Annotated in this window: 20 protein-coding genes and 1 riboswitch; of the genes, 10 read left to right on the top strand and 10 right to left on the bottom strand. The window is 69.0% G+C overall.

The window, feature by feature from the left end; translation table 11 throughout:
* Nucleotides 1-219 precede the first annotated feature (219 nt).
* From ACFWM2_RS17460 to ACFWM2_RS17450, 3 genes are all read right to left on the bottom strand, one after another.
* Nucleotides 220-1254: an NlpC/P60 family protein gene (locus tag ACFWM2_RS17460; RefSeq protein ID WP_383279902.1), complete on the bottom strand. Its 1035-nt coding sequence runs from the start codon at nucleotides 1252-1254 to the stop codon at nucleotides 220-222.
* A gap of 386 nt (nucleotides 1255-1640) precedes the next feature.
* On the bottom strand, nucleotides 1641-2990 hold the full coding sequence (locus ACFWM2_RS17455; protein WP_383279899.1) for an NYN domain-containing protein: 1350 nt from the start codon (nucleotides 2988-2990) through the stop codon (nucleotides 1641-1643).
* A 34-nt stretch (nucleotides 2991-3024) separates the two neighbouring features.
* Nucleotides 3025-3264: a hypothetical protein gene (locus ACFWM2_RS17450; RefSeq protein ID WP_383279897.1), complete on the bottom strand. Its 240-nt coding sequence runs from the start codon at nucleotides 3262-3264 to the stop codon at nucleotides 3025-3027.
* 155 nt (nucleotides 3265-3419) lie between these two features.
* Between ACFWM2_RS17450 and ACFWM2_RS17445 the strand changes: the two genes are divergently transcribed.
* The 9 genes from ACFWM2_RS17445 to ACFWM2_RS17405 all read left to right on the top strand — a co-directional run bounded on the left by ACFWM2_RS17445 (nucleotide 3420) and on the right by ACFWM2_RS17405 (nucleotide 12984).
* On the top strand, nucleotides 3420-4244 hold the full coding sequence (locus ACFWM2_RS17445; protein WP_383279894.1) for a rhomboid family intramembrane serine protease: 825 nt from the start codon (nucleotides 3420-3422) through the stop codon (nucleotides 4242-4244).
* A 460-nt stretch (nucleotides 4245-4704) separates the two neighbouring features.
* Nucleotides 4705-5310, top strand: a complete 606-nt coding sequence (locus ACFWM2_RS17440; RefSeq protein WP_383279891.1) for a hypothetical protein — start codon at nucleotides 4705-4707, stop codon at nucleotides 5308-5310.
* A 213-nt stretch (nucleotides 5311-5523) separates the two neighbouring features.
* Complete coding sequence (locus ACFWM2_RS17435; protein ID WP_383279887.1) at nucleotides 5524-6606, top strand: polyprenyl synthetase family protein; 1083 nt, start codon at nucleotides 5524-5526, stop codon at nucleotides 6604-6606.
* On the top strand, nucleotides 6603-7535 hold the full coding sequence (locus ACFWM2_RS17430) for a hypothetical protein (protein WP_383279884.1): 933 nt from the start codon (nucleotides 6603-6605) through the stop codon (nucleotides 7533-7535). The genes ACFWM2_RS17435 and ACFWM2_RS17430 overlap by 4 nt, the downstream gene beginning before the upstream one ends.
* A 12-nt stretch (nucleotides 7536-7547) precedes the next feature.
* Nucleotides 7548-8903 carry a cytochrome P450 gene (locus ACFWM2_RS17425; protein WP_383279881.1) on the top strand — a complete coding sequence of 452 codons (1356 nt, stop codon included), beginning with the start codon at nucleotides 7548-7550 and terminating at the stop codon, nucleotides 8901-8903.
* A gap of 57 nt (nucleotides 8904-8960) precedes the next feature.
* Entirely contained in the window at nucleotides 8961-10319 is a 1359-nt protein-coding gene (locus tag ACFWM2_RS17420) for a cytochrome P450 (protein WP_383279878.1), read from the top strand.
* Nucleotides 10320-10591: 272 nt separating this feature from the next.
* Nucleotides 10592-11272, top strand: coding sequence for a TetR/AcrR family transcriptional regulator (locus ACFWM2_RS17415; RefSeq protein WP_383279875.1), 681 nt, complete (start codon nucleotides 10592-10594; stop codon nucleotides 11270-11272).
* A gap of 19 nt (nucleotides 11273-11291) precedes the next feature.
* The gene (locus tag ACFWM2_RS17410) at nucleotides 11292-12575 is read left to right on the top strand and encodes a hypothetical protein (RefSeq protein WP_383279872.1); all 1284 of its coding nucleotides are present in this window, start codon (nucleotides 11292-11294) and stop codon (nucleotides 12573-12575) included.
* A 127-nt stretch (nucleotides 12576-12702) separates the two neighbouring features.
* Nucleotides 12703-12984 carry an Lrp/AsnC family transcriptional regulator gene (locus ACFWM2_RS17405; RefSeq protein ID WP_383279870.1) on the top strand — a complete coding sequence of 94 codons (282 nt, stop codon included), beginning with the start codon at nucleotides 12703-12705 and terminating at the stop codon, nucleotides 12982-12984.
* 67 nt (nucleotides 12985-13051) lie between these two features.
* On the opposite strand, the gene ACFWM2_RS17400 is transcribed toward ACFWM2_RS17405, so the two are convergent.
* The 6 genes from ACFWM2_RS17400 to ACFWM2_RS17375 form a co-directional block, all read right to left on the bottom strand.
* The gene (locus tag ACFWM2_RS17400; protein WP_383279867.1) at nucleotides 13052-14413 is read right to left on the bottom strand and encodes an aminotransferase class V-fold PLP-dependent enzyme; all 1362 of its coding nucleotides are present in this window, start codon (nucleotides 14411-14413) and stop codon (nucleotides 13052-13054) included.
* Nucleotides 14414-14599: 186 nt separating this feature from the next.
* A riboswitch (SAM riboswitch) is annotated at nucleotides 14600-14716 on the bottom strand.
* A 153-nt stretch (nucleotides 14717-14869) separates the two neighbouring features.
* Complete coding sequence (gene trpD, locus ACFWM2_RS17395; RefSeq protein WP_383279864.1) at nucleotides 14870-15934, bottom strand: anthranilate phosphoribosyltransferase; 1065 nt, start codon at nucleotides 15932-15934, stop codon at nucleotides 14870-14872.
* Between the two features lie 155 nt (nucleotides 15935-16089).
* On the bottom strand, nucleotides 16090-17724 hold the full coding sequence (locus ACFWM2_RS17390) for a cytochrome bc complex cytochrome b subunit (RefSeq protein ID WP_383279862.1): 1635 nt from the start codon (nucleotides 17722-17724) through the stop codon (nucleotides 16090-16092).
* On the bottom strand, nucleotides 17721-18788 hold the full coding sequence (locus tag ACFWM2_RS17385) for a Rieske 2Fe-2S domain-containing protein (RefSeq protein WP_383279859.1): 1068 nt from the start codon (nucleotides 18786-18788) through the stop codon (nucleotides 17721-17723). The genes ACFWM2_RS17390 and ACFWM2_RS17385 overlap by 4 nt, the downstream gene beginning before the upstream one ends.
* Nucleotides 18785-19594 carry a c-type cytochrome gene (locus ACFWM2_RS17380; RefSeq protein ID WP_383279856.1) on the bottom strand — a complete coding sequence of 270 codons (810 nt, stop codon included), beginning with the start codon at nucleotides 19592-19594 and terminating at the stop codon, nucleotides 18785-18787. The genes ACFWM2_RS17385 and ACFWM2_RS17380 overlap by 4 nt, the downstream gene beginning before the upstream one ends.
* A gap of 76 nt (nucleotides 19595-19670) precedes the next feature.
* Nucleotides 19671-20291 carry a heme-copper oxidase subunit III gene (locus ACFWM2_RS17375; protein WP_383279854.1) on the bottom strand — a complete coding sequence of 207 codons (621 nt, stop codon included), beginning with the start codon at nucleotides 20289-20291 and terminating at the stop codon, nucleotides 19671-19673.
* Nucleotides 20292-20478: 187 nt separating this feature from the next.
* Between ACFWM2_RS17375 and ACFWM2_RS17370 the strand changes: the two genes are divergently transcribed.
* Complete coding sequence (locus ACFWM2_RS17370; protein ID WP_383279851.1) at nucleotides 20479-20880, top strand: hypothetical protein; 402 nt, start codon at nucleotides 20479-20481, stop codon at nucleotides 20878-20880.
* Nucleotides 20881-20902: 22 nt separating this feature from the next.
* Here the strand turns inward: ACFWM2_RS17370 and ACFWM2_RS17365 are convergent, their stop codons facing one another.
* On the bottom strand, nucleotides 20903-22165 hold the full coding sequence (locus tag ACFWM2_RS17365) for an Ig-like domain-containing protein (RefSeq protein WP_383279848.1): 1263 nt from the start codon (nucleotides 22163-22165) through the stop codon (nucleotides 20903-20905).
* Nucleotides 22166-22218 lie beyond the last annotated feature (53 nt).

Genomic DNA, 22218 nt, shown 5'->3' with positions numbered 1-22218 from the left:
GGCCGCTCTCCCTTCCGCTGACGAACCCCCGGAGTTGGGGGAAACGCGCCAGACAGTAGCCGTGCGACTACGCACCGGCCAAAGACCCCGACGGGCACACAACGTGACGCCCCGCCTCAGACGCAGGTCATCAGCGGGGCGTGGGGTCAGCGGGAGTCACCGTAATTCGCCCGTTTGGGCGGTGTGGCGGCGGCCCTCAGGAGACGCGGGAGACGGTTCTCAGATGCGGACGCCGAACTGGAAGGGCATGTTGCCGATCGACTCGTAGCGCACGACGGTGCCGGTGCGCGGAGCGTGGATCACCTGGCCGTTGCCGGCGTAGAGGCCGACGTGGTGCTGGTCGTCGTAGAAGATGACCAGGTCGCCGACCTGCAGGTCGCTCTGCGAGTAGATGCGCGTTCCGGCGTTGGCCTGCTCCTGCGAGGTCCGGGGTATGGAGACACCGGCCTGCGCGTAGGCCCAGGAGGTGAGACCGGAGCAGTCGAAGGAGCTGGGGCCCGTGGCGCCGTAGACGTACGGCGAGCCGAGCTTGGTCTGGGCGGCGGAGTACGCGGCGCCGGCGCGGCCGGAGGCCGACTTGCCGCCGGTGTCGAGGGCGCTGCGCTCGCTGGTGCGGCTGGCGCGGGCCTGCTCGGCGTCGAGGGCCGCCTTCTCCTTGGCCGTCAGGGTGTTGAGGAGCTTCTGCGCCTCGGCGAGCTTGCCCTGGACTTCCTTCTTCTTCTTGCCGAGCTCGGTGCGGGTGTCGGCGAGGTCCTTGAGCTTCGCGGAGGCTTCCTCGCGCTGCTGGGCGAGCGAGCGCTGCTTCTCCTGGATCTTCTTCAGGGCCTCGACCTGCTGGCCGCTCAACTGGTCCAGCGTGGAGGCCTGGTCCAGGAAGTCGTCCGGGTCGGAGGAGAGGAAGAGCTGTACGGAGGGGTCGATGCCGCCGGAGCGGTACTGCGCCGTGGCGAGCGAACCGAGGCCGTCACGCAGGGTGTTGAGCTCTTCCTGACCGCGGGCGACGTTGTCCTGCAGGGTGCCGATCTGCTTCTCGAGCTTGTCCTGCTTCTCCTTGGCCCCGTTGTACTTCTCGGTGGCCTTCTCCGCCTCTTCGTAGAGCTTGTCGACCTTGGACTTGACCTCGTCCTTGCTCGGCTTCTCGCTCGGCGCGGCGTTCGCGGCCTGCGAGCTGAGGGCAACTGCAGCGGCTGCGGCGGTGGTGAGCACGGTCACACGGGTGCGGCTCGGCTGCTTGGGTCGACGGTGGGACGCCACGAAGGCGAGCTCCTTCTTCCTCCAGCCGCCTGCCGATACGCCGACGGGCGGTGTCCCTCCACCGTCACTCCCAATGAGTGATCACCCGAGCGGAGGTTCGAGGCCTGACCCTAGTGACCTTCTTGTGATCAGTTCAAATCCTCATAGGAAAAATCTCGGTCACCGAGCGCATTCTTTGCCGACAACTCACGTGCAGTAATGCGCGTTTGACGCTACGTTGCGTGAAGGTTCCGCCAATTCGGGCATCACGCCCAGACGTTACGCATGGTGCGTACGTTGCCCTATGAGGCCGTACGAGCGGAAAGGCACCGCGGAGGATCCGGCCCCGGAAGAGGTTTGGTTCCGGCTCGGCGAGCCGACTGGAAAACGGGCGGAAATGGGTGGGTTCAGCCCCGCGAGAACCGCTTGAGGAGCACCACCGAAGCGACCGGACGCGCACCCGCCTTGGCGATGCCGTCGGCCACCTCGCGGTCGGTCGAGACGACGATGACCGGCCGCCCGGGCGGCTCGGCGCGCACCAGCTGACGGATCAGCTCGTCCGCCGTGATGCCCGCCTTGGAGAACAGCACCCGCACTCCGCGCGGCGGCGCGAGCAGCACGGGCGCGGCCAGCTCGGCCCCGTCGAAGACGCACGTCACCTCGGCACCGGTCTGCGCGGCGAGCTGCGAGAGCTGGCCGAGCAGCCGCAGCCGCTGCTTCTCCAGCGGCATCTGCGGATAGCCGGTCTTGGTGACGTTGTAGCCGTCGACGACCAGATGCGCCTGCGGCAGCGCGAGCAGCTGGTCGAGGATCGCGGGGTCGTTCTCGGACAGGGCGCGCGCGGCGATGTCCTTCGGGGTCATCCGTCCCGGTTCGACCGCGTCCACCGTCTCGGCGGGCCGTACGGACACCGGCGGCAGGGCGAGTTCGCGCCGCAGCCCCTGTGCCGCGTCGAGCACCGTGTCGAGCAGCAGCCGTACACGCATGTCCTCGACGCTGCGGCCCTCGCGCGCGGCCCTGCGGGTGGCCTCGAGGGCCGCCTCGACCTCGCCGAGCCGCGCCTTGAGCCGCCGGCTCTCGCTCTCCGCCGCGGACACCTGGGACTGGCCCTCGGTGCGCGTGGTCTCCATCTCACCCTGGATCTTGCGCACGGCCGCCTCGCCGCGCTTGACGTCGCTGAGGGCGCTGCGCAGCTTGCGGTGAAGCGATTCGGCTTCCTTCTTCGCCGACTCCAGCTCCGTACGCAGCCGTTCGGTCTCGGCCTTGACCTGGCCGCGGGCCGCCGTGAGCTCCTCGCGCAGCCGCTCCAGCTCGGCGCGGTTCTCCTCCTCGACGCGCTCGGCGTCCGCCCGCTGGGCCTCCTCGCCCGCGGCGGCCACCAGCTTCACCCAGCCCGTGGGACGCAGCACATAGGCCGCGGCCGCCACGTCCAGCGGATCCGCGGCCGGGGGCGGCGCGCCCGAGTCGAGGGCGCCGGTGACTTCCGGCTGGGCCTCTCTCAGCTTCTCGGCGATGCGCTGTCTGAAAAGAGGGTCCGTCTCCAGGGCGGCGGCCATGGCGTTGCCCGCGAACTTCGCCCGCCGATTCGGGGCGAACCGCGCGTACTGCCTCAGCTGGGCCGGCAGCTCGCCCACGGTCAGTCCGCCGAAACCGTCGGAGACGATCTGCACGACCCGGCGGCGCACGCCGTCGGGCAGCGGACGGTCGAGCACCTCAGCGGTGCCGTCGTCCGGCTCCCCGCCTGTGGTCTCCACCATCCGTCACCCCAAAATCCGTGCGGGGGCCGCTCCCTCAGGAGCCGGCACCCGGCCTGTCCACCAGTTCCACCTGATCCACGGCATTGCACCAGCGGCACCGCACCGACTCGATGGTCTCATTGACCACCTCGCGCTCCTCGACGTTCGGCTCACCGGCCAGGTCGAGGTGCACGTACTCCACGACCTTCGACGAGCGGGTCACGTCGAAACGGGTGAGGTTGCCGCAGAGCGTGCAGCGCCACCGGGTCTCGGCGGTCGGCAGGGGAACCGTCATCGTGGCTGTTTCGCTTTCCTTCTAGTGTCCGTGATGCGCCAGCTTCCCTGGTGCGTGTGGGTCGTAACCCTAAGGCCTGGGGGGTCCTCGACGCTCGGCCGTCCACGCGGCGAGGCGGTCTGTGCGGTTCGGTCCGGTTACGTCATGCTCTGTCCATGATCAGCAAGTGGAGTACGACGGTCGGCCGGGCGGTCCGGGGTCAGTCGGCTCCGGTGACGTACGGACTGATCGCCGTCTGCTGTCTGATCTTCGTGATCGGCCCGGCGGCGGGCCTCAATCCGGCGTACGGCACCGGGGACGAACTGCTGGCCGCCCAGCATGCCTACTTCCGCCGCTGGGGCGTGGTGCCGGCCGAGCTCTTCGGCGGTGATCCCCGCGCCGTGCTCACCCCCGCGACGGCGCTCTTCATCCACGGCAGCTGGCTCCACCTCCTGGGCAACATGCTCTTCTTCTACGTCTTCGGGCTGATGGCCGAGGAACGCATGGGCCATGTGCAGTTCGCCCTCTTCTACGTCGGCTGCGGTTATCTCGCCCTGCTCGGCTACGCGATCGCCAACGCGGACTCAGTGCAGACCCTGGTCGGCGCTTCGGGGGCGATCGCCGCGGTCCTCGGTGCGTTCCTGTACCTGTTCCCCGGCGCCCGGGTGACCAGTCTCTTCCCGTTCCTGTTCTTCCTGCCGCTGCGCTTCCCGGCCTGGGTGGTCCTCCCCTTCTGGGTGATCCTGCAGTGGCTGGCGGCGGGCCACGACAACTCGGGACCGGGGGTCGCGTATCTGGCCCACCTGGTGGGGTTCTCCGTGGGGTTCCTCTATGCGTGGGTGCGCAAGCCGTCCCCGCGCACATGCGGGCCGGCCGACGACGAACCGTCCCGTAGCCGGTGCACCACGGGCGGGACAGCGGAAGACGGCGGCCGCCCCCCGCACTCCGTGTCGTCGAGTGACGGAGTGCGGGAGGGCGGCCGCCGCGACGAGTCTCCCTAGACGGGCGCCTTATATACGAGCGGTGCCGGAGCAGCGCGGAGGAGCCGCCACGGTCACCGCCCCATGGACCGTACGCGACCGGCTGCCTCCCCCTCGGAATAGACCGGCACGACCTCGGTCCCGATTAAGTCCCGCACCACCGCGCGCAACGCCTCGTGTTCGGCGTGGAAAACAGTGCGCCGCAGTGCGGTCCCCCTTGTTGCACTGACCGGCGTTTTCACCAACAGGCCGAAGGTAATACGGGGCCGACAGCCCTGTCCAGGGCGTAGGGCGATCTCGGTTTAAACCTCGAGTTTCTGGGTGTCGGGTACACCACGGGGGACCAGAAAGGTCTTGTCTCTGCCGGTTGCCGTGTGCCTACTATTCAACCATCGGGCTCGAAGGCGTTCCGACATGCCGCCGGCCCGTCCTGTCGCTATCACGGGGGTACGTACACATGGAACCCACAGGGAACGGGGTGTTGTTCAATGCATGCGCGCCGCGTCTGCGCGACGATCCCTATCCGTTCTACAAACGCTTGCGGGACGTGGAGCCGGTCCACCGGACCACTTATGGACATTGGGGCGGATCGGGATACAGCGCGGTCGCATCGCTCATTCGATGCTCCGAGTTAACCAGCGAGTACCCGCAGGACCCCGTCCGGCTCGACCGCACAGGGTCCCTCGCGGCCCTGGTGCCGGTGACCGTCGTCTGCGGCCTGGGCGCCCTGCCGGTGGAGGACCGTGACCTGCGCCGGAAGCGGACCGACGCGCTCGGCCACGTCATCGACCCGGCCACCGACGAGACCGCCCCACGCGCCATGGCCGACCCGGCGGAGGAGTTCGGCGCGTACGTCGCCGAGCACCTCGCCGGACGGCGCGCCGATCCGCGGGACGACGTCAACTCCCGCCCAGGCATCCCGACCCCGTCCGGTTCCAAGGTGATGCTCCTGCTCGGGGCCGCCCACCGCGATCCACGGCGCCACCCGGCCACCGATCGCCTCGACCTGGCCCGCGAGGACCTCGTCCGGCGCCCCCAGGTCACCGTGCGCGGCTCCAGAGAACTGCGCGTCGACCTCGTCTCCTGACGCGCACCGGACCGGCCCGCCGCGCAGCGTCGCGCGACGGCCGCCGCTTGCAAGCACGTCCTGGCGGAGCTGTCCGCCGCCCACCGTCTGCACATCCGGCCCTCGGCCTGGCTCCCGTGCGAACGCCGCCCCACGGTTCGCCCCGTTTCAGCGTGCCCGATTCCGGGGTGTGCCGACCTTCATGAGGGGCCGGTCCGACGGGCTGAAGAGGGGATGAAGCAAAGGACCATGAGCACTCGGACGATATCTCCTGCTGTTCTCGATGCGGGAGTGGTGAGAAAATCCGTCGATACCGTTCTCGAAGATTTCCTGGCGGAGTGCCAAGAAAAGTCGGGACAAGTACAGATGACGCGAATAGTAGAACTACTCGCGGAATTCATGATGGGCGGAAAGAGAATCCGCCCGGTTTTGACCGTGCTGGGTTGGCAGGCAGCCGGCGGAGAAATCGGCATGGAATCCGTGGTACGTGTGGCTGCCTCACTTGAGATGTTCCACGCGTTCGCTCTCATTCATGACGACATCATGGACGACAGCGATACCAGGCGAGGACGTCCCACCGTGCACCGGGTACTCGCCGGAAATTGCCGCAACGATCGCACCGAGCGATTCGGGCTGGGCGCCGCGGTGCTGGTGGGAGATCTCGCCTTCGCCTGGTCGGATCAGCTGCTGCACACATCGAACCTCACTCCCGCACAGTCGTCGGCCGTACTGTCGCTCATCGCCGAGATGCGCACCGAGGTGATGCTCGGTCAGTATCTGGACCTGCGGGCCACCGGGGAGCTCACGGACGACGTCGACGCCACGTTGACGGTCAACCGCTACAAGACCGCCAAGTACACGATCGAGCGACCGCTGCACATCGGAGCCGCGCTCGCGGGCGCCGGCCCGCGGACCATGGCCGCCTGCACGGCGTACGCCCTGCCGCTGGGCGAGGCGTTCCAGCTCCGTGACGACCTGCTGGGTGTGTACGGGGACGTCCAGGACACCGGCAAGTCCCGCCTGGACGACCTGCGCGCCGGCAAGAACACCACCCTGGTCGCGCTCGCCCTGAGCGCCGGTGACCCGGCGCAGAGCGCCCGGCTGCGAGCCCTCGTCGGCGACCCCGTGCTGGACGAGGCCGGGGCCGAGGAGATCCGGGCGATCTTCGCGGCCACCGGCGCCCGGGAGGCCGTCGAGCACATGATCGACGACCGCTATCAGCAGGCTGTGCGGGCCCTGGACAGCGCCCCTTTCACCGCCGAGGCGATCACCGCCCTGAAGGACCTGGCCATCACGGCCACCAGGAGGAAGTCATGACCGCAGACCTGACCGCGTCCGCGCCGGTTCCGCTCCCCGGCGAAGCCCCGGCCGGGACGGCCCGCTACTGGCAGGAGTGCACCGACCGGTTCGCCGCCCTGTTCGACCAACACCTCGGGTACGAGGCGCAGAAGATACCGCTGACGGACGCCGAGCTGCGTGAGGTCATCGACGCCTGCAACCGCGCGGCGGCGCCGCTGGGCAAGACCGTGTCCGACAAGCGCTGGATCTCCTACATGGACGTCGTCCGGTGGTCCCAGAGCGCCCGGCACATCAAGGACATGGAGGCGTTCAAGGCCGTCTGCGTGCTCAACTGCGTGACGTTCGTCTGGGACGACATGGACGCCGGTCTGCACGACTTCGACGTCTTCCTGCCCCAGCTGCGCGCAGTGTGCGACCGGTACTACGAGCCGGTGGACGCCGAGTTCGCGTACGAGGGGGCCCGGGCCTTCGTCGTCAGCGACCACATGTTCCGGGACTCACTGATCAAGCAGGTCCTCTGCAGCACATCACCGGAGCAGTACTTCCGCTTCCGCGTCACCGACGTGGGAGTCGACTTCTGGATGAAGATGTCCTACCCGATCTACCGGCATCCGGAACTGACCGAGCACTCCAGGACGGGGCTCGCCGCCCGGATGACCACCCGTGGGCTGGCCATCGTCAATGACTTCTACTCCTACGACCGGGAGCGGGCCCTCGGCCAGATCACCAACTGCTTCCGGCTGTGCGACGTTTCGGACGAGAACGACTTCCGGCGCTTCTTCCGGGCCCGGGTGGACGACATGGCCGAGGACATGGAGTGCATCAAGGCCTTCGACGACACGACCCGCGACGTCCTGCTCGACCTCCTGCACGGCAACTTCGTATGGACCACGCAGGACCGGCGCTACCAGGCACCGGTCAATGACGTCAACTCGCGGATCGAGTAGGGGACCCGACCCATGCGCACCCCCAAGACCTCGACGGAACGGCCCTGGCGGATCGGCACCGCCCCCGGCGCTCTGCCCCTGCTCGGACACGTGCCCGCGCTGTGGCGTCGCCCACTGGAGTTCCTGGCCTCCCTGCCCGCCCATGGCGATCTGGTCGAGGTACGGCTGGGGCCCAGCCGGGCCTATCTCGCCGCCCATCCCGAGCTCGTCCGGCACGTCCTGCTCAATCCACGTGTCTTCGACAAGGGCGGGGTCTTCGACAAGGCGCGGCAGCTGCTCGGCAACAGCCTGTCGGTGTCCCGTGGCGAGGAGCACCGCTTCCAACGGCGCCTCATCCAGCCCGCGTTCCACACGACGAAGATCGCCGCCTACACGACGGCCGTGGCCGACGACACCCGCACGGTGACCAACACCTGGCGGCCCGGTGAAACCCGGGACATCAGCGACGCGATGCATGCCCTGCTGATGCGGGTCGCGGCCCGGACGCTGTTCTCCACCGGGCTCGACGAGGCGACGATCGAGGAGGCCCGCCAGTGCCTGCGGACCGTCTCGCACGGCATCTACAAGCGCACCGTCGCGCCCTTGGGCGTCATGGAGAAACTGCCCACCCCCGGCAATCGCGCCTACGATCGCGCCAACGCAAGACTCCGGCAGATCGTGGCGGAGATGATCGCCGGCCGGCGCCGGTCCGACAGCGACCACGGTGACCTGCTGTCCACCCTCCTGCAGGCCGAACACCCCGACACCGGCGAGAAGCTGGACGACGGTCAGGTGCTGGACCAGGTGATCACCTTCCTGGTCGCCGGAAGCGAGACCACCGCCTCCACGCTGGCCTTCGTCTTCCACCTGATGGGGACGCTGCCCGAGGTGGAGAAGCGGGTGCACGCCGAGGTGGACGAGGCGCTGGGAGGGCGTACCCCGGTCTACGACGACCTGTCGGCGCTGCCGTACACGCGCAATGTGATCACCGAGGCGCTGCGACTGTATCCGCCGTCCTGGATGGCGATGCGGGTCGCAGCCGAGGACGTCGAACTGGGCGGTCGGACCATTGCTGCCGGGACGATGATCCTTTACAGCGCCTATGCCCTGCACCACAATCCGGAGCTCTTCCCGGACCCGGAGACCTTCGACCCGGGGCGCTGGGAGGAGGAGCGGTCCGCCCAGGTGCCGCGCGGGGCACTGCTGCCGTTCGGCGCGGGCAGCCACAAGTGCATCGGCGACGTCCTCGCGCTCACCGAGACCGCGCTGATCGTCGCAACCGTCGCCGCGCGCTGGCGGTTGCGTCCGGTGCCCGGGACCCGGCTGCGTCCGGAGCCGAAGGCCACCCTGGAGCCGGGAGCGCTGCCCATGGTCCTCGAACGGCGCTGAGCCCGCCGCCCCACCCGAGTCATCCGCCGACACCCGTCATCGAAGGACACCCGAGGCATGAAGACCCACCCCGACACGTCCCGGCAGAGCCGACGCGTCGTCGCGGCGCCCCACCGACTTCCGCTGGTGGGGCACGCCCTGCTGCTGGCGCGCAACCCGCTGGACTTCCTGGCGTCACTGCCCGCCCACGGCGACCTGGTCGAGCTGCGCATCGGCACCAAACCGGCCTATCTGCCCTGCCGGCCGGAGCTGGTGCAGCAGGTGCTGCTGAACGCCCGGGTCTACGACACCGGCGGGCCGGTGAAGGAGAAGGCCCGTCCCATCCTGGGCAACGGGCTGATCACGTCCGACTGGGCAGACCACCGCCGGCAGCGCCGGATGGTGCAACCGGCCTTTCACGCCACGCGCATCGCCGCATACGCCGAAGTGATGCACGAGGAGTGCAGCGCGCACGCGGACACCTGGACGGCCGGACAACCGGTGGATGTCAGCGACGCCATGCAGGCGCTGACCGCGCGGGTGACCGCCCGCTCCCTGTTCTCGACCGAGATGGCGCCGCACTCGGTCGCGGAGATCCAGCGCAGCCTGCCTGTCATGGTGCGGGGCGCCTACCGCCGGGCCGTGGATCCCACCGGACTGCTGGCCCGGCTCCCGCTGGCCGCCAACCGCGAATTCGACACGGCACTCGGCCGGTTGCACGCCCTCATCGACGGCATCGTCGGCGACTACCGGCGGTCCGGGGAGGACCGCGGCGACCTGCTCTCGGCGCTGCTGGCCGCCCGGGACGACGAGGACGGCGGCCGGATGTCGGACCAGGAGATCCACGATCAGGTGATGACCCTGCTGCTGGCAGGTGTCGAGACCACGGCCAGTGCACTGACCTGGGCCTGGCACCTGCTCGCGAGTCATCCCGAGGCGGAGGCGCGGCTGCACGCCGAGGTCGACGAGGTGCTGGGCGGCCGGGCGCCGACCTATGCGGATGTGCCCCGGCTGGCGTACACGCAGCGGGTGTTCACCGAGACCTTGCGGCTGTACCCGCCCGCCTGGATGTTCACGCGGATGACCGCCGAGCCCACGGAACTGGGCGGACATCTGCTGCCTTCCGGTACGGACGTGCTGATCAGCCCCTATGTCATCCACCGCATCCCGGAGCTCTTCGCGCGCCCGGCGGCTTTCGACCCGGACCGGTGGCTGCCCGAACGCGCCCAGGACGTGGCACGCGGCTCGTATCTGCCGTTCGGCGGCGGCAGCCGCAAGTGCATAGGCGACGTCTTCGGAATGACGGAGGCGACCCTGGCGCTCGCTGCCCTGGCCTCGCGCTGGCGCCTGCGCCCCGTCCCGGGCACCGTGGTGAAGGCCCGGGCGGGCATGAGCCTGACCGCCGGGCCGCTGCCGATGGTGCCGGAGCCGCGCTGACCCGTCGCCCGAGTACCTGATGCGGCGGTGCGCAACGAGGTGCACCGCACCCTGTGTGCGCATCCGCCCGTAGATCGATAGGGGTTGTCGACGAACTCCTGGCCGAGTGCTGACAGGTCCTCAAAATCATCTGGGAACAAAAGTGTTCGTCACTTCGAACTCGTTCGAACCGACCATCGAATTCAAATAAACAGGGAATGGTCCCCGTTTAGCGGCGGGGGCCGTACCGGTGAAACGGGGAGTGGTCCACGGTTACTGCTAGGGTGCCGCCCATGGTGAGCAGTAAGGAGCCGCGGACATCCCTGCGCAGCGATGCACGACGCAATCGCGAGACACTGATCACCGTCGCCCGGCAGCTCTATGCCGAGCGCGGGGTGGACGCCCCGCTGGATGAGATCGCCCGCCGGGCAGGCGTCGGCAATGCCACGCTCTATCGGCACTTCGCCAGCCGAGCCGAACTGATCGAAGCCGTCTTCCGGGACTCCCTCGCGCCGATCCTGCGCGCCGCCGAGAAGGCCCGTGACCAAAAGGATGCCTGGGCGAGCCTCACCGCCTACCTCGACCATGTCTTCGCTCTGCTCGCGTCCGACCGTGGCGCCGGCGACCTGATGACCACCGAGACGGAGGGCGTGCCCACCCTCGACACACTGCGCGACGCCAACCGACGCACCCTCGAAAGCCTTCTGCGCCGCGGCCAGGACCAGGGCACGATCCGCGCCGACATCACGGTCGAGGACCTGATGTTCCTGCTCGCGGCGCTCGGCCGGGCCGTGCCCGCGGCACCCGACTCGTGGCGCCGTTACCTCGCCCTGCTGCTGGACAGCCTGCGCCCCGGTACCGGCTGTCCCCTTCCGGCTCCCTCGCTCGGCCCGGAGCGACTCGGTGCCGCGCTGCGTGACCTGGGCACCGCGCCGCCGAGGACGCGGGACCATGACCGGCCCACTCACCTGTGAGGATCGGAGACTCCGCACCATGACCCGCCGGCGCGCCATATCCCCTTTCGAGAGCGTCTACTTCCTCGACCTGGGGGCCGCCGGTCTGCCGCTGTACGACATGCCGGCCTACGTCGAGTCCCTGGTGCGCGGCCGCATCGACCCGGCCCTGATGGCCCGGGCCCTGGGTCTGCTGACCGAACGACACCCTCTCCTGCGCTCCGAGGTGGTGCACGGCGACGCGGGGCTCCTGCTGCGGGTTCGTGACCGGGTCCAGCCGCCGCTGACGCTGCTCGACGGCATCGACGAGCCCTTCGCCGAACTGATCAACTCACGGCCCGACTGGACCGAGAGCATGCTCCACGCGTGGCTGCTCACGGACGGCGAGCGAAGTCAGGTGGTACTCGGTGTCCATCACGGCGTCGCCGACGGCCGCTCCGCCTTCGCCGTACTGGACGAGTTCTGGCGGTACTACACCGCTCTGGCGGCCGGCGCAGACCCTGCTCCGGAGCGACGCGACGTGCTGCCGGAGGCCATCGACACCCGCCTGGCCGACGCTTTCCCGGAGGGTGAGATCGACGCCTTGGCCGACGCCCTGGCGCAGGCCGCGAGCATCGACACCAAGCCCGCCACGCTTCCCACCGAGGGCATGGGGCGGCCCGACCGCCCGGTCGAGTCGCGCCGCTTCGTCGTCGACAGGCTGGAGTTCGACCCCCGGACCACCGAGTCGGTGGTCGCCGCCGCCCGTGCCCAGGGCGTGACCGTGAACAGCCTCGTCACCGGACTGCTGCTGACCGCCGTACGCGCGCAACTCGCGCCCGAGACCGGCCCGTTGCCGATGGTGTGCGGCCACGGCGTCGACCTGCGCACCCGCTTGACGCCCGAACTGCCCCTGAGCACCGTGCTCAACTGCGTCACCGGACTGCAGACAGCCCTTGCCGTGTCGCACGACGACCGCCTCGACGCCGTCGGCCGAGAGGCGGCCGACCAGATCGCTGGCGCGCTGGCGCGCCGTGACCCGGAGCGCTTCCTGCTCGCCGCACTCCGAGCGGGTGCCCGGGGGATCGCCCTGCCCGTGCCGGTCGTCAGTTACGGCATCTCCAACGTCGGCCGGATTCCCGCTCACCCCGTTCCGGAGGACGTGCACCTGCTCCGCTTCGGAGGCACCGCCAACGCACCCGGCATGCCGCCCAAGATCGTCGCCGCCGGCTTCGGGGGGCGGCTGCTGCTGCAGAACGAGTACGACAGCTGGACCTACGGCCCGGAACAGATGGCACGCCTGCGAGAGGCGCTGCGCGGCTCGGTGGAGGACCTGGCACGTTGACGGTGGTGCGGGCCTGTCCACCGCCGCACCCTGCGGGCCGGGCGGACGTCCATGGTCCACCCTTTGGTGAGCCACGGATCAAGTCTTAGAGTGAAGGCCCCAGCGCGCACCAAGGGAGAACCCAGCCGTGATCACCGCGATCGTGCTCATCAAGACCAGCGTGGACCGGATCCCCGAGATCGCGGAGTCGATCGCCGCCCTCGAGAGCGTCAGCGAGGTCTTCTCCGTCACCGGCACGTACGACCTGATCGCCATGGTCCGCGTCAAGGCGCACGACGACCTGGCGGACGTCATCCCCGGCAGCATCAGCAAGATCCCGGGCGTCGAGGGCACCGACACCCACGTCGCGTTCCGCACGTACTCCCAGCACGACCTGGAGGCGGCGTTCGCGATCGGCCTCGACTCCTGAGCCGGGACCTGCCGTGAACGCCGCCTCCGGGCGCTGAAGCTGTTCGCGCGAGGCTGTTCCCGGGACCTCAGACGGCGGGCACGCAGCGCCCGTCCTCGGTCCGGTACTGCCACCGCGCACCGTCCCGCACGAGCTCCTTCACGGCGCGCACGAAGCGCTCCACGTGCTCGTCCGGGGTGCCGGCGCCGAAGCTGACGCGGATCGCGTTGAGGGACTTCTCGCCCGGCGCGGCCTCGGGGGCACCGCACTCGCCCTGGCTCTGCGGGTCGCTGCCCAGCAGCGTGCGCACCAGCGGGTGGGCGCAGAACAGACCGTCGCGCACCCCGATGCCGTACTCGGCGGACAGGGCGGCCGCGAAGTGCGAGCTGTTCCAGCCCTCGACGACGAAGGAGATGACGCCGACCCGCGGGGCGTCGTCACCGAAGAGGGACAGGACGCGGACCTCGGGCACCTCGGCGAGACCCGCGCGGACCGTGTCGATCAGATACCGCTCGCGGGCCACCAGGGTGTCGAAGCCGGCCTCGGTCAGGGCCTTGCAGGCCGACGCGATCGAGTGGACGCCGATGACGTTCGGCGACCCGGCCTCGTGACGGGCGGCCGTCTCGTGCCACTCCACGTCCACTCCCCCGTCCTGCCGCCGCGAGACCTTGCGGCTGGCGCCGCCGCCCGCGAGGTACGGGTCGGCCTCGGTCAGCCAGTCGGCGCGGCCCGCGAGGACACCGGAGCCGAACGGGGCGTACAGCTTGTGGCCGGAGAAGGCGACCCAGTCGACGTCGAGCTCCTGCACCGAGACGGGGTGGTGCGGGGCGAGCTGCGCGGCGTCGAGGACGATGCGTGCGCCGTGCGCGTGGGCGGCCGCGGCGAGTTCGCGCACCGGCCACAGCTCGCCGGTGACGTTCGAGGCACCGGTGACGCACACCAGCGCCGGGCCGTAGGGGTCGCGGTCGGCGAGCGCGCGCTCCAGGGTCGCCACTGCCTCACCGGGCGTCCGCGGGGCGTTCAGGTACGTCACCCGGGCGTCCCGCCACGGCAGCAGCGAGGCGTGGTGCTCGGTCTCGAAGACGAAGACCTGGCAGTCGGCCGGCAGCGCGGCGGCGAGCAGGTTCAGCGAGTCGGTGGTCGAACGGGTGAAGACGACCTGGTCGTTCTCGCGGCAGTCGAGGAACTCGCCGACGGTCGTGCGGGCGTTCTCGAACAGGTCGGTGGAGAGCTGGGACAGATATCCGGCCCCGCGGTGCACGCTGCCGTAGTACGGGGCGTACGCGGCCACGTCGTCCCACACCCGCTGGAGGGCCGGGGCGCTCGCGGCGTAGTCGAGCGCGGCGTAGGTGACTTCGCCGCCGGTGACGAGCGGGACGGTGACATCCCGGCCCAGAACCGGCAGCGGGGCACAAACGGACTGGTCGGCGGCAACAGTGGAGACGGACACGGCGAACTCCCGTAAGAGGCAGGCGAAATCACCACGCGAGCGGGTGCGGAACGCACGGCTCGGCGCAGAAAAGGTGAAAGGGGTATGCGGAGGCGGGGCTCTACGCCCTATCGCATTCGCTTGCTCACAGAAGGCTCCCTGAATGACCAGGACCCCTGGGCTGTGTCCACTCGGAAGAGGGCAAGGGGTCCGCGCTTGCCGCAGACCTCGCTGCCTACGGCCTGGTCTTCACCCGGGGCACCCCGCCACGGACGGAGGGTTGCCGGACAGCCGGCCGGGGCCTGATGGCTGTCGCTCATGACCTGCCCAGCATCTTGCCACATGATCGTCCCGTCGCAACCCCGTGTCCGGATGCCGGGACGACGACGGCCCCGGCCCGGTCCGGAGGGGCGTGCAGCCGACGCTCCGGGTACGGGCCGAAGCGGGCGGGGCCGAACCCCCCGCCCGCCGCAGGCGCTACGCGTTCGTGGCAGCCACCCACCGCTCGAGAGCCCGCTTGGCGGCCCCCGAGTCGATGGCCTCCGCCGCCTGCTCCATACCGGCGTGGATCTGCTCCGCGAGCGACCCGTCGCCGGGCGACAGGGCGACCAGGGCAGCCGCGGAGTTCAGCAGCACCGCGTCCCGCACCGGCCCCTTCTCCCCGTTCAGCAGCCGGCGCGCGACATCCGCGTTGTACGACGCGTCGGCGCCCCGCAGGGCCTCCACCGGGACCAGCTCGATCCCGACGTCCCGCGGATCGAAGCTCTCCTCGTGGACCTTCCCGTCGCGTACGACCCACACCTTCGACGTCGACGTGGTGGTCAGCTCGTCGAGGCCGTCGTCGCCCCGGAAGACCAGCGACGAGTTGCCGCGCTCGGCGAAGACACCGGCCACGATGGGCGCCATCCGGGGATCGGCGACACCGACCGCCTGCGCCCTGACCCGCGCGGGGTTGGTCAGCGGACCGAGGACGTTGAACGTCGTGCGGATCCCCAACTGCCCCCGCGCCGCCGCCACATGACGCAGCGCCGGATGGAACTTCACCGCGAAGCAGATGGTGATCCCGGCTTCCTCGGCCACCTCGGCGACCCGCTTCGGGGTCAACTGAAGATTGATGCCGAGCTTCTCCAGGACGTCCGAGGAACCGGACGCGGAGGACGCGGCCCGGTTGCCGTGCTTGACGACCTTGGCACCCGTGCCGGCCACGACGATCGACGACATGGTGGAGATGTTGACGGTCTTCGCGCCGTCACCGCCGGTGCCGACGATGTCGACCGTCGCCCCGGGCACCTCGATCAGATTCGCGTGCTCGTACATGGCCCGGACCAGCCCGGAGATCTCCTCGACCGTCTCGCCCTTGGCCCGCAGCGCCACGAGGAACCCGGCGATCTGCGCGTCCGTCGCCTCGCCCCGCATGATGCGGTCCATCGCCCAGGCCGTGTCGTCCGCGCTCTGGTCACGGCCGTCGAGAAGGCCGTCCAGCACCACGGGCCAGGAACGGCCCGCCGCGATGTCGCCTCCAGCGGGGGTCACAGCACTCATATGCCGCTCCTGGGTTCGTAGACACGTACAAGAAGTCACGTACACGACGTGTGACAAGCAGGGTCCACCCTATCCAGGCCCGGGGACGGCAAAGAGCCCCGTCCATGCAATGGACGGGGCTCCAGCCGTGGCGGTCGCGCGGACCGGTCAGGTGATCAGTGGTGGCCGTGGCCGCTCGTGATCTCCTTGTACTCCTCGACCGTGGGCTTGGGGATCTGGCTGTCCTCCCCGTAGAGGCCCTCGCTCAGCTTGGCGCGCAGCTTCTGCGAGCCCTTCACCTTGCGCTCGACACCGTTCTCGTCGACCGCGGGGCCGATCTGGGCCGGCTGGTACTGCTCGTGCGCGGTGAGCGTGTGCAGGGCCTCCTGGCTGAGCGGCTCGTGCACCTCGATGAACTCACCGTGCGGCAGGCGCTTGATGATGCCCGACTCGCGGCCGTGCAGCACCTTGTCCCGGTCCCGGCGCTGGAGGCCGAGGCAGATCCGCTTGGTGATGAGGAACGCGAAGACCGGTCCGACGAAGAAGAAGATCCGGACGAACCAGGTGATCGAGTTGATCGACAGGTGGAAGTGCGTGGCCCAGAGGTCGTTGCCGCCGCCGACCAGCGTGATCATGTACATCGTGACCCAGGCCACGCCCAGACCCGTGCGGGTCGGGGCGTTGCGCGGCCGGTCCAGGATGTGGTGTTCACGCTTGTCGCCGGTGACCCAGGACTCGATGAACGGATAAGCCGCCAACGCGCCGAGCACGACACCGAAGAGCACCAGCGGGACGAACACGCCCAGTACGAGCGTATGACCCCAGAGGTTGATCTCCCAGCCGGGCATGAACCGGATCAAACCCTCGGCGAAGCCCATGTACCAGTCGGGCTGGGCGCCCGTGGACACCTGGTCCGGGCGATACGGGCCCATGGCCCAGATCGGGTTGATCGAGGCGATCGCCGCGATGGCCGCGATGACACCGAAGACCAGGAAGAAGAAGCCGCCCGCCTTGGCCATGTAGACCGGCAGCAGGGGCATGCCCACGACGTTCTTCTCGGTCTTGCCCGGACCCGCCCACTGGGTGTGCTTGTGGTAGAAGACCAGGATCAGGTGGCCCACCACCAGGCCGAGCATGATGCCGGGCAGCAGCAGGATGTGGATCGAGTAGAACCGCGAAACGAAGTCGTGGCCCGGGAACTCGCCCCCGAAGAGGAACATCGAGATGTACGTGCCGACGATCGGCGTGGACAGGATCGCGCCCTGGGTGAAGCGGACACCGGTGCCGGAGAGCAGGTCGTCCGGGAGCGAGTAGCCGGTGAAGCCGGTGAACATGCCCAGGACGAACAGCAGGAAGCCGAACAGCCAGTTGATCTCACGCGGCTTGCGGAACGCACCCGTGAAGAACACGCGCATCATGTGCACGAACATGCCGGCGAGGAAGATCAGCGCCGCCCAGTGGTGGATCTGCCGGATCAGCAGACCGCCACGGACCTCGAAGCTGATGTGCAGCGTCGAGCTGAACGCCTCCGACATCAGCTGTCCCTGCAGCGGGACGTAGCTGCCGTGGTACTCCACCTCGTTCATCGACGGGTGGAAGAACAGCGTCAGATACACACCCGTGAGGATGATGATGATGAAGCTGTAGAGGCAGATCTCGCCCAGCATGAAGGACCAGTGGTCCGGGAAGATCTTGCGCATGTTGGACTTGGCCAGGGAGTAGATCCCCAGTCGGCCGTCCGCCCAGTCGGCCACCCGCTCACCGGCGGGCGCCTTCTCGCGCGAACGCGGCTCATTGCTTGCAGTGCTCATCCGCGCTCCCAGAAAGCAGGACCGACGGGCTCTTCGAAGTCGCCGAGCGCCTGAAGGTAGCCCTCATCGTTCACGCTGATGCGCAGCTGCGGCAGAGCGTGACCGGCCGGGCCGAAGATCACTCGGGCACCGTCGGAGAGGTCGAAGGTGGACTGGTGGCACGGGCAGAGAACGTGGTGCGTCTGCTGCTCGTACAGGGAGATCGGGCACCCGACGTGGGTGCAGATCTTCGAGAACGCCACGATGCCCTCGTGCGCCCACTCGAGCTCGCGCTTGTCCTTGATGTTGTCCGGCTGCAGCCGGATGATCATCAGGGCCGCCTTGGCGATCTCGTCCTGGAACTCCTCGTCGTGCTCCTCCAGGCCCTCGGGCTTGGCGAAGGTGAGCGAGCCGACGGCGACGTCCGAGGGACGCAGCGGCTCGTTCGTGTTCATGTTGACGAGCAGCTTGCCCTTGGACCAGAGCGTGTGACGCATCTTGTCCTCGGGCAGCGGACCCAGGTCGCGCAGCAGGACCACGCCGGACAGGGGCACCAGGGCCAGCGCGCCGAACATCGTGTTGCGGATCAGCTTGCGCCGGCCGAACCCGGACTCCTTGGCACCCTGCGCGAAGTCGGCGTGGACCTTGGCCCGTACCTCCGGCTCCGCCGCGATCGGGTGCCGCTCGTCGGCGACCTCCACGTCGGACATCAGCGTGCGGGCCCAGTGGACCGCGCCCGCGCCGATCGCGAAGAGCGCGAGGCCGAGCGTCATGCCCAGTGCGAAGTTGAGCGCGCTGATGTGACCGAGCGGGAAGATGAAGACCGACTTGTCGGCCGGGATCGTCACGAACGAGGCGATGAACCCGATCGTGGCCAGCATCGACAGCGTGAACAGCATGGCGACCACGCGCTCGGAGCGCTGGGCGGCCCGCTCGTCGATGTCCTGGACACGGTGCTCGTGGGGCGGCAGCCCCGGGTCGGCGAACGGGTTCTTCTCGTCCGCTACGCCGACGGCACCGTGCCCGTGCTCGTCGATGGCCCGCTCGGCGGGCAGGTTCTCTTCTGGAATGTCTTGGCTACTCATGACTTCTTGGCCTTTGCGGTCCGAGCGGCGACCCAGACGGCGACGGCGATCAGGGCGCCGAGTCCGAAGATCCAGGCGAACAGACCCTCGCTGACCGGCCCGAGGCCGCCCAGCTCAAGACCACCGGGGCTCTCGGTGTCGCTTCCGTTGACCGCGTGGAGGTACGCGATGATGTCCTTCTTGTTCTTCTCCGACATCGTCGTGTCGGGGAAGGACGGCATGTTCTGCGGGCCGGTCTGCATGGCCTCGTAGATGTGCTTCGGGTCGACGCCTTCAAGGCTCGGCGCGTACTTGCCCTCGGACAGTGCACCGCCCTTGCCGACGAAGTTGTGGCACTGCGCGCAGTTGGTGCGGAAGAGCTCGCCGCCCTTGGCGATGTCCGCGCCTTCCGGGCTGTACTGGTTCTTCGTCGGAACCGAAGGACCGGCGCCGAGCGACGAGATGTACGCCGCGAGCTGGTCGATCTCGGCCTGCGAGTAGATGACCTTCTTCTTCGGGATCTGCGCGCCCGGCTGCTGGGCCGGCATACGACCGGTGCCGACCTGGAAGTCGACGGCCGCGGCGCCCACGCCGGTGAGCTGCGGCCCGTCAGAGGTGCCCTGACCGCCGGTGCCATGGCAGCTGGCGCAGCCCACGGCATAGAGCTTCTTGCCCTCGTCGATGGCGAGGGACTGGGCGGTTTCGTCGGCCTGCGCCTTGCTCGCGGGTGCGAACGCGGCGTACAGCCCCCCGGTGGCCGCCAGCGCGAGGAGTAGGACGACGACCGCCGCCAGCGGATGGCGTCGTCGTGCGGAGAGCTTTTTCACGGATTACCCCGGTGTCAGGATCTTCTGCGTCGGTGCTTCTGGAATGTGTTCGGTGGGTCGTCGGACGACGCACCGGCTACTTGATCAGGTAGATCGTGGCGAAAAGGCCGATCCAGACGACATCGACGAAGTGCCAGTAATAGGACACGACGATGGCTGCGGTGGCCTGCTCGTGAGTGAACCTCCTGGCCGCGTAGGTGCGGCCGAGGACGAACAGGAAGGCGATCAGGCCTCCTGTCACGTGCAGACCGTGGAAGCCGGTGGTCAGGTAGAACACCGAGCCGTACGGGTCCGAGGAGAGCGAGAGCCCGTCCTTCTTGACCAGTTCGGTGTACTCGAAGATCTGACCGCCGATGAAGATCGCACCCATGATGAAGGTGACGATGAACCACGCCCGGAGCTTCTTCACGTCGCCACGCTCGGCGGCGAAGACGCCGAGCTGGCAGGTGAGTGAGGAGAGCACCAGAACCGTGGTGTTCGTCGCTGAGAACGGAACGTTCAGCGACTCGGCCATGTCCTTCCAGTGAGTCGACCCGGTCACCGATCGCAGGGTGAAGTACATCGCGAAGAGGGCCGCGAAGAACATCAGCTCGGAACTCAGCCAGATGATGGTTCCGACGCTGGTGAGGTTCGGCCGATTGACCGACGGGTGCGCATGCCCGGTTTCTACTGTCGTTGCTGTCGCCACGACCGACATTATGTCGGTCGCTTATCCCGCCCTCACCCCGGGGGGTGCCGTTCGGAGTGTCCGAGGCGTGTGTCCTGCCCGTATGGCCCATCGAAGCCCTGTCCGAACCGGTGTTGACGAGGTGTTTGAAGGAGTAGCATCCGCGCATCGGTTCACGCCCGTACGACGCCAGAGTCGCCGAAGTCACGGAGGAACAATGCAGCCGACCGCCACGGTGCTGGTCTACAGCGACGACTCCAACACCCGCGAACAGGTCCGGTTGGCGACCGGCCGCAGGCCGGCGGCCGACGCACCCCAGGTCGAGTTCCTCGAATGCGCCACGCCGGCGGCCGTACTGGCCGAGCTCGACAAGGGCGGCATCGACGTCTGCGTCCTGGACGGCGAGGCGGTGCCGATGGGCGGCATGGGCGTGTGCCGCCAGATCAAGGACGAGATCTTCAACTGCCCGCCCGTGCTGGTGCTCATCGGCCGCCCGCAGGACGCCTGGCTGGCCACCTGGAGCCGCGCGGACGCCGCGGTGACCCTGCCGGTCGATCCGGTGGAGTTCGCGGCCTCGCTGGCCTCGCTGCTGCGCCGCAAGGCCCTGCTGGGCACCTGAGCGGCCGCTGCGGGGCTCGGCCTCAGGCACTCTCCGGGCGCAGCCGCGCCCGGTCCTCGGGGCGGGGTCCGTCGGGGGTCCCGCCCAGCAGCGCGCTGCCGGTGCGCCACCTCTTCCAGTCGAGGTTCCAGTCGCCGAACCCGTTGCCGAACGGGTCCATCATGTCGCCGTTGGAGTTCTGGACCTTGACGATGTCGCCGGCGCGGACGTTCTCGAAGAACCAGGCGGCGTTGGCGGTGCTCATGCCGGTGCAGCCGTGGCTGACGTTGGCGGAGCCCTGGGAGCCCGTGGACCACGGCGCCGCGTGGACGTACTCACCGCTCCAGGTCACCCGGGTCGCGTAGTACACCGGCAGGTCGTACGAGTCGGAGCTGCCCTCGGAGATGCCGATGCTGGTACCGCGCATCCGTACGAAGTACTCCTTGCCGAGCACGACCTTGACGCCGTTGCGGGTCTCGAAGCCGGGCTTGCCGGTGGTGACCGGGATCTCGTTGATCTCCTCACCGTTCTTGTAGACCGTCATCGAGTGCGCGGCGGCGTCGGTCACCGCGATGACGCGGTCGCCCGTGGTGAGCTTCAGCGGCTTGGCGTTGCCGCCCCACATACGGTCGCCGATCTTGATGCCCGCGAGGTTGGCGTGCGCCTGGATGGTGGCGTTCGTGGGCCAGTACTCCTTGGGGCGGAAGTGCAGTTCCTTGTCGTCCACCCAGTGCCAGGCGCCCTCGACGGCGGGCGTCGAGTCCACCTTCAGGGCGCGCTCGACGATGGCCCGGGAGGCCTTGTCCTTGATGGGGGCGCTGAGTTCGGCGGTGACGGGCTGGCCGACGCCGTACTTGCCCGCGTCCGGCCCGAAGGTGACGTCCAGCCGCTTCTTCGTGGAGGGCTTGCTGGTGTCGAAGGAGAGGACCTTGCGCCCGGGCGCGCCGTCCTCGTCCTCGGTGCTCACCGACACCGTGTAGTGGGCGTCGGCGGCGAGTGGTGAGGTGCTGTGCCAGCGGCGGCCGTCGGCAGACAGCCGGCCCGCCAGATACCTGCCGGTGGCGTCCACGGCAATGACGTCCGTGATGCGCCCGTCGGAGCCTCTGGAGGTGACCTCCAGGGGCTTGTCCGGGTCGGCCTTCCGGCTGCCGCCGGCGGGCCCGTTGAAAGCGATCTGACCCGCCGCGTCGTACGGCTTGGCCGAGAGCGGGTTGCCGTCCGAGCTGCAGGCGGTGGACCCCGCGCCGAGGGCGACCACCAGCGTGGTGCAGCTGACGACCGTGCGGATTCGCGGTGAGTGGTTCATGAGCCCACGCTAAGAACCCCCACCGGCTCCGGCGCGGTGAGTGACCCGTGCGA

Source organism: Streptomyces sp. NPDC058371, from assembly GCF_042723265.1.
In the GTDB taxonomy this organism is placed as follows: Bacteria; Actinomycetota; Actinomycetes; order Streptomycetales; family Streptomycetaceae; genus Streptomyces.
The sequence above is the reverse complement of the archived record's forward strand: the minus strand, read 5'-3'. Positions and strand labels throughout refer to the sequence as shown.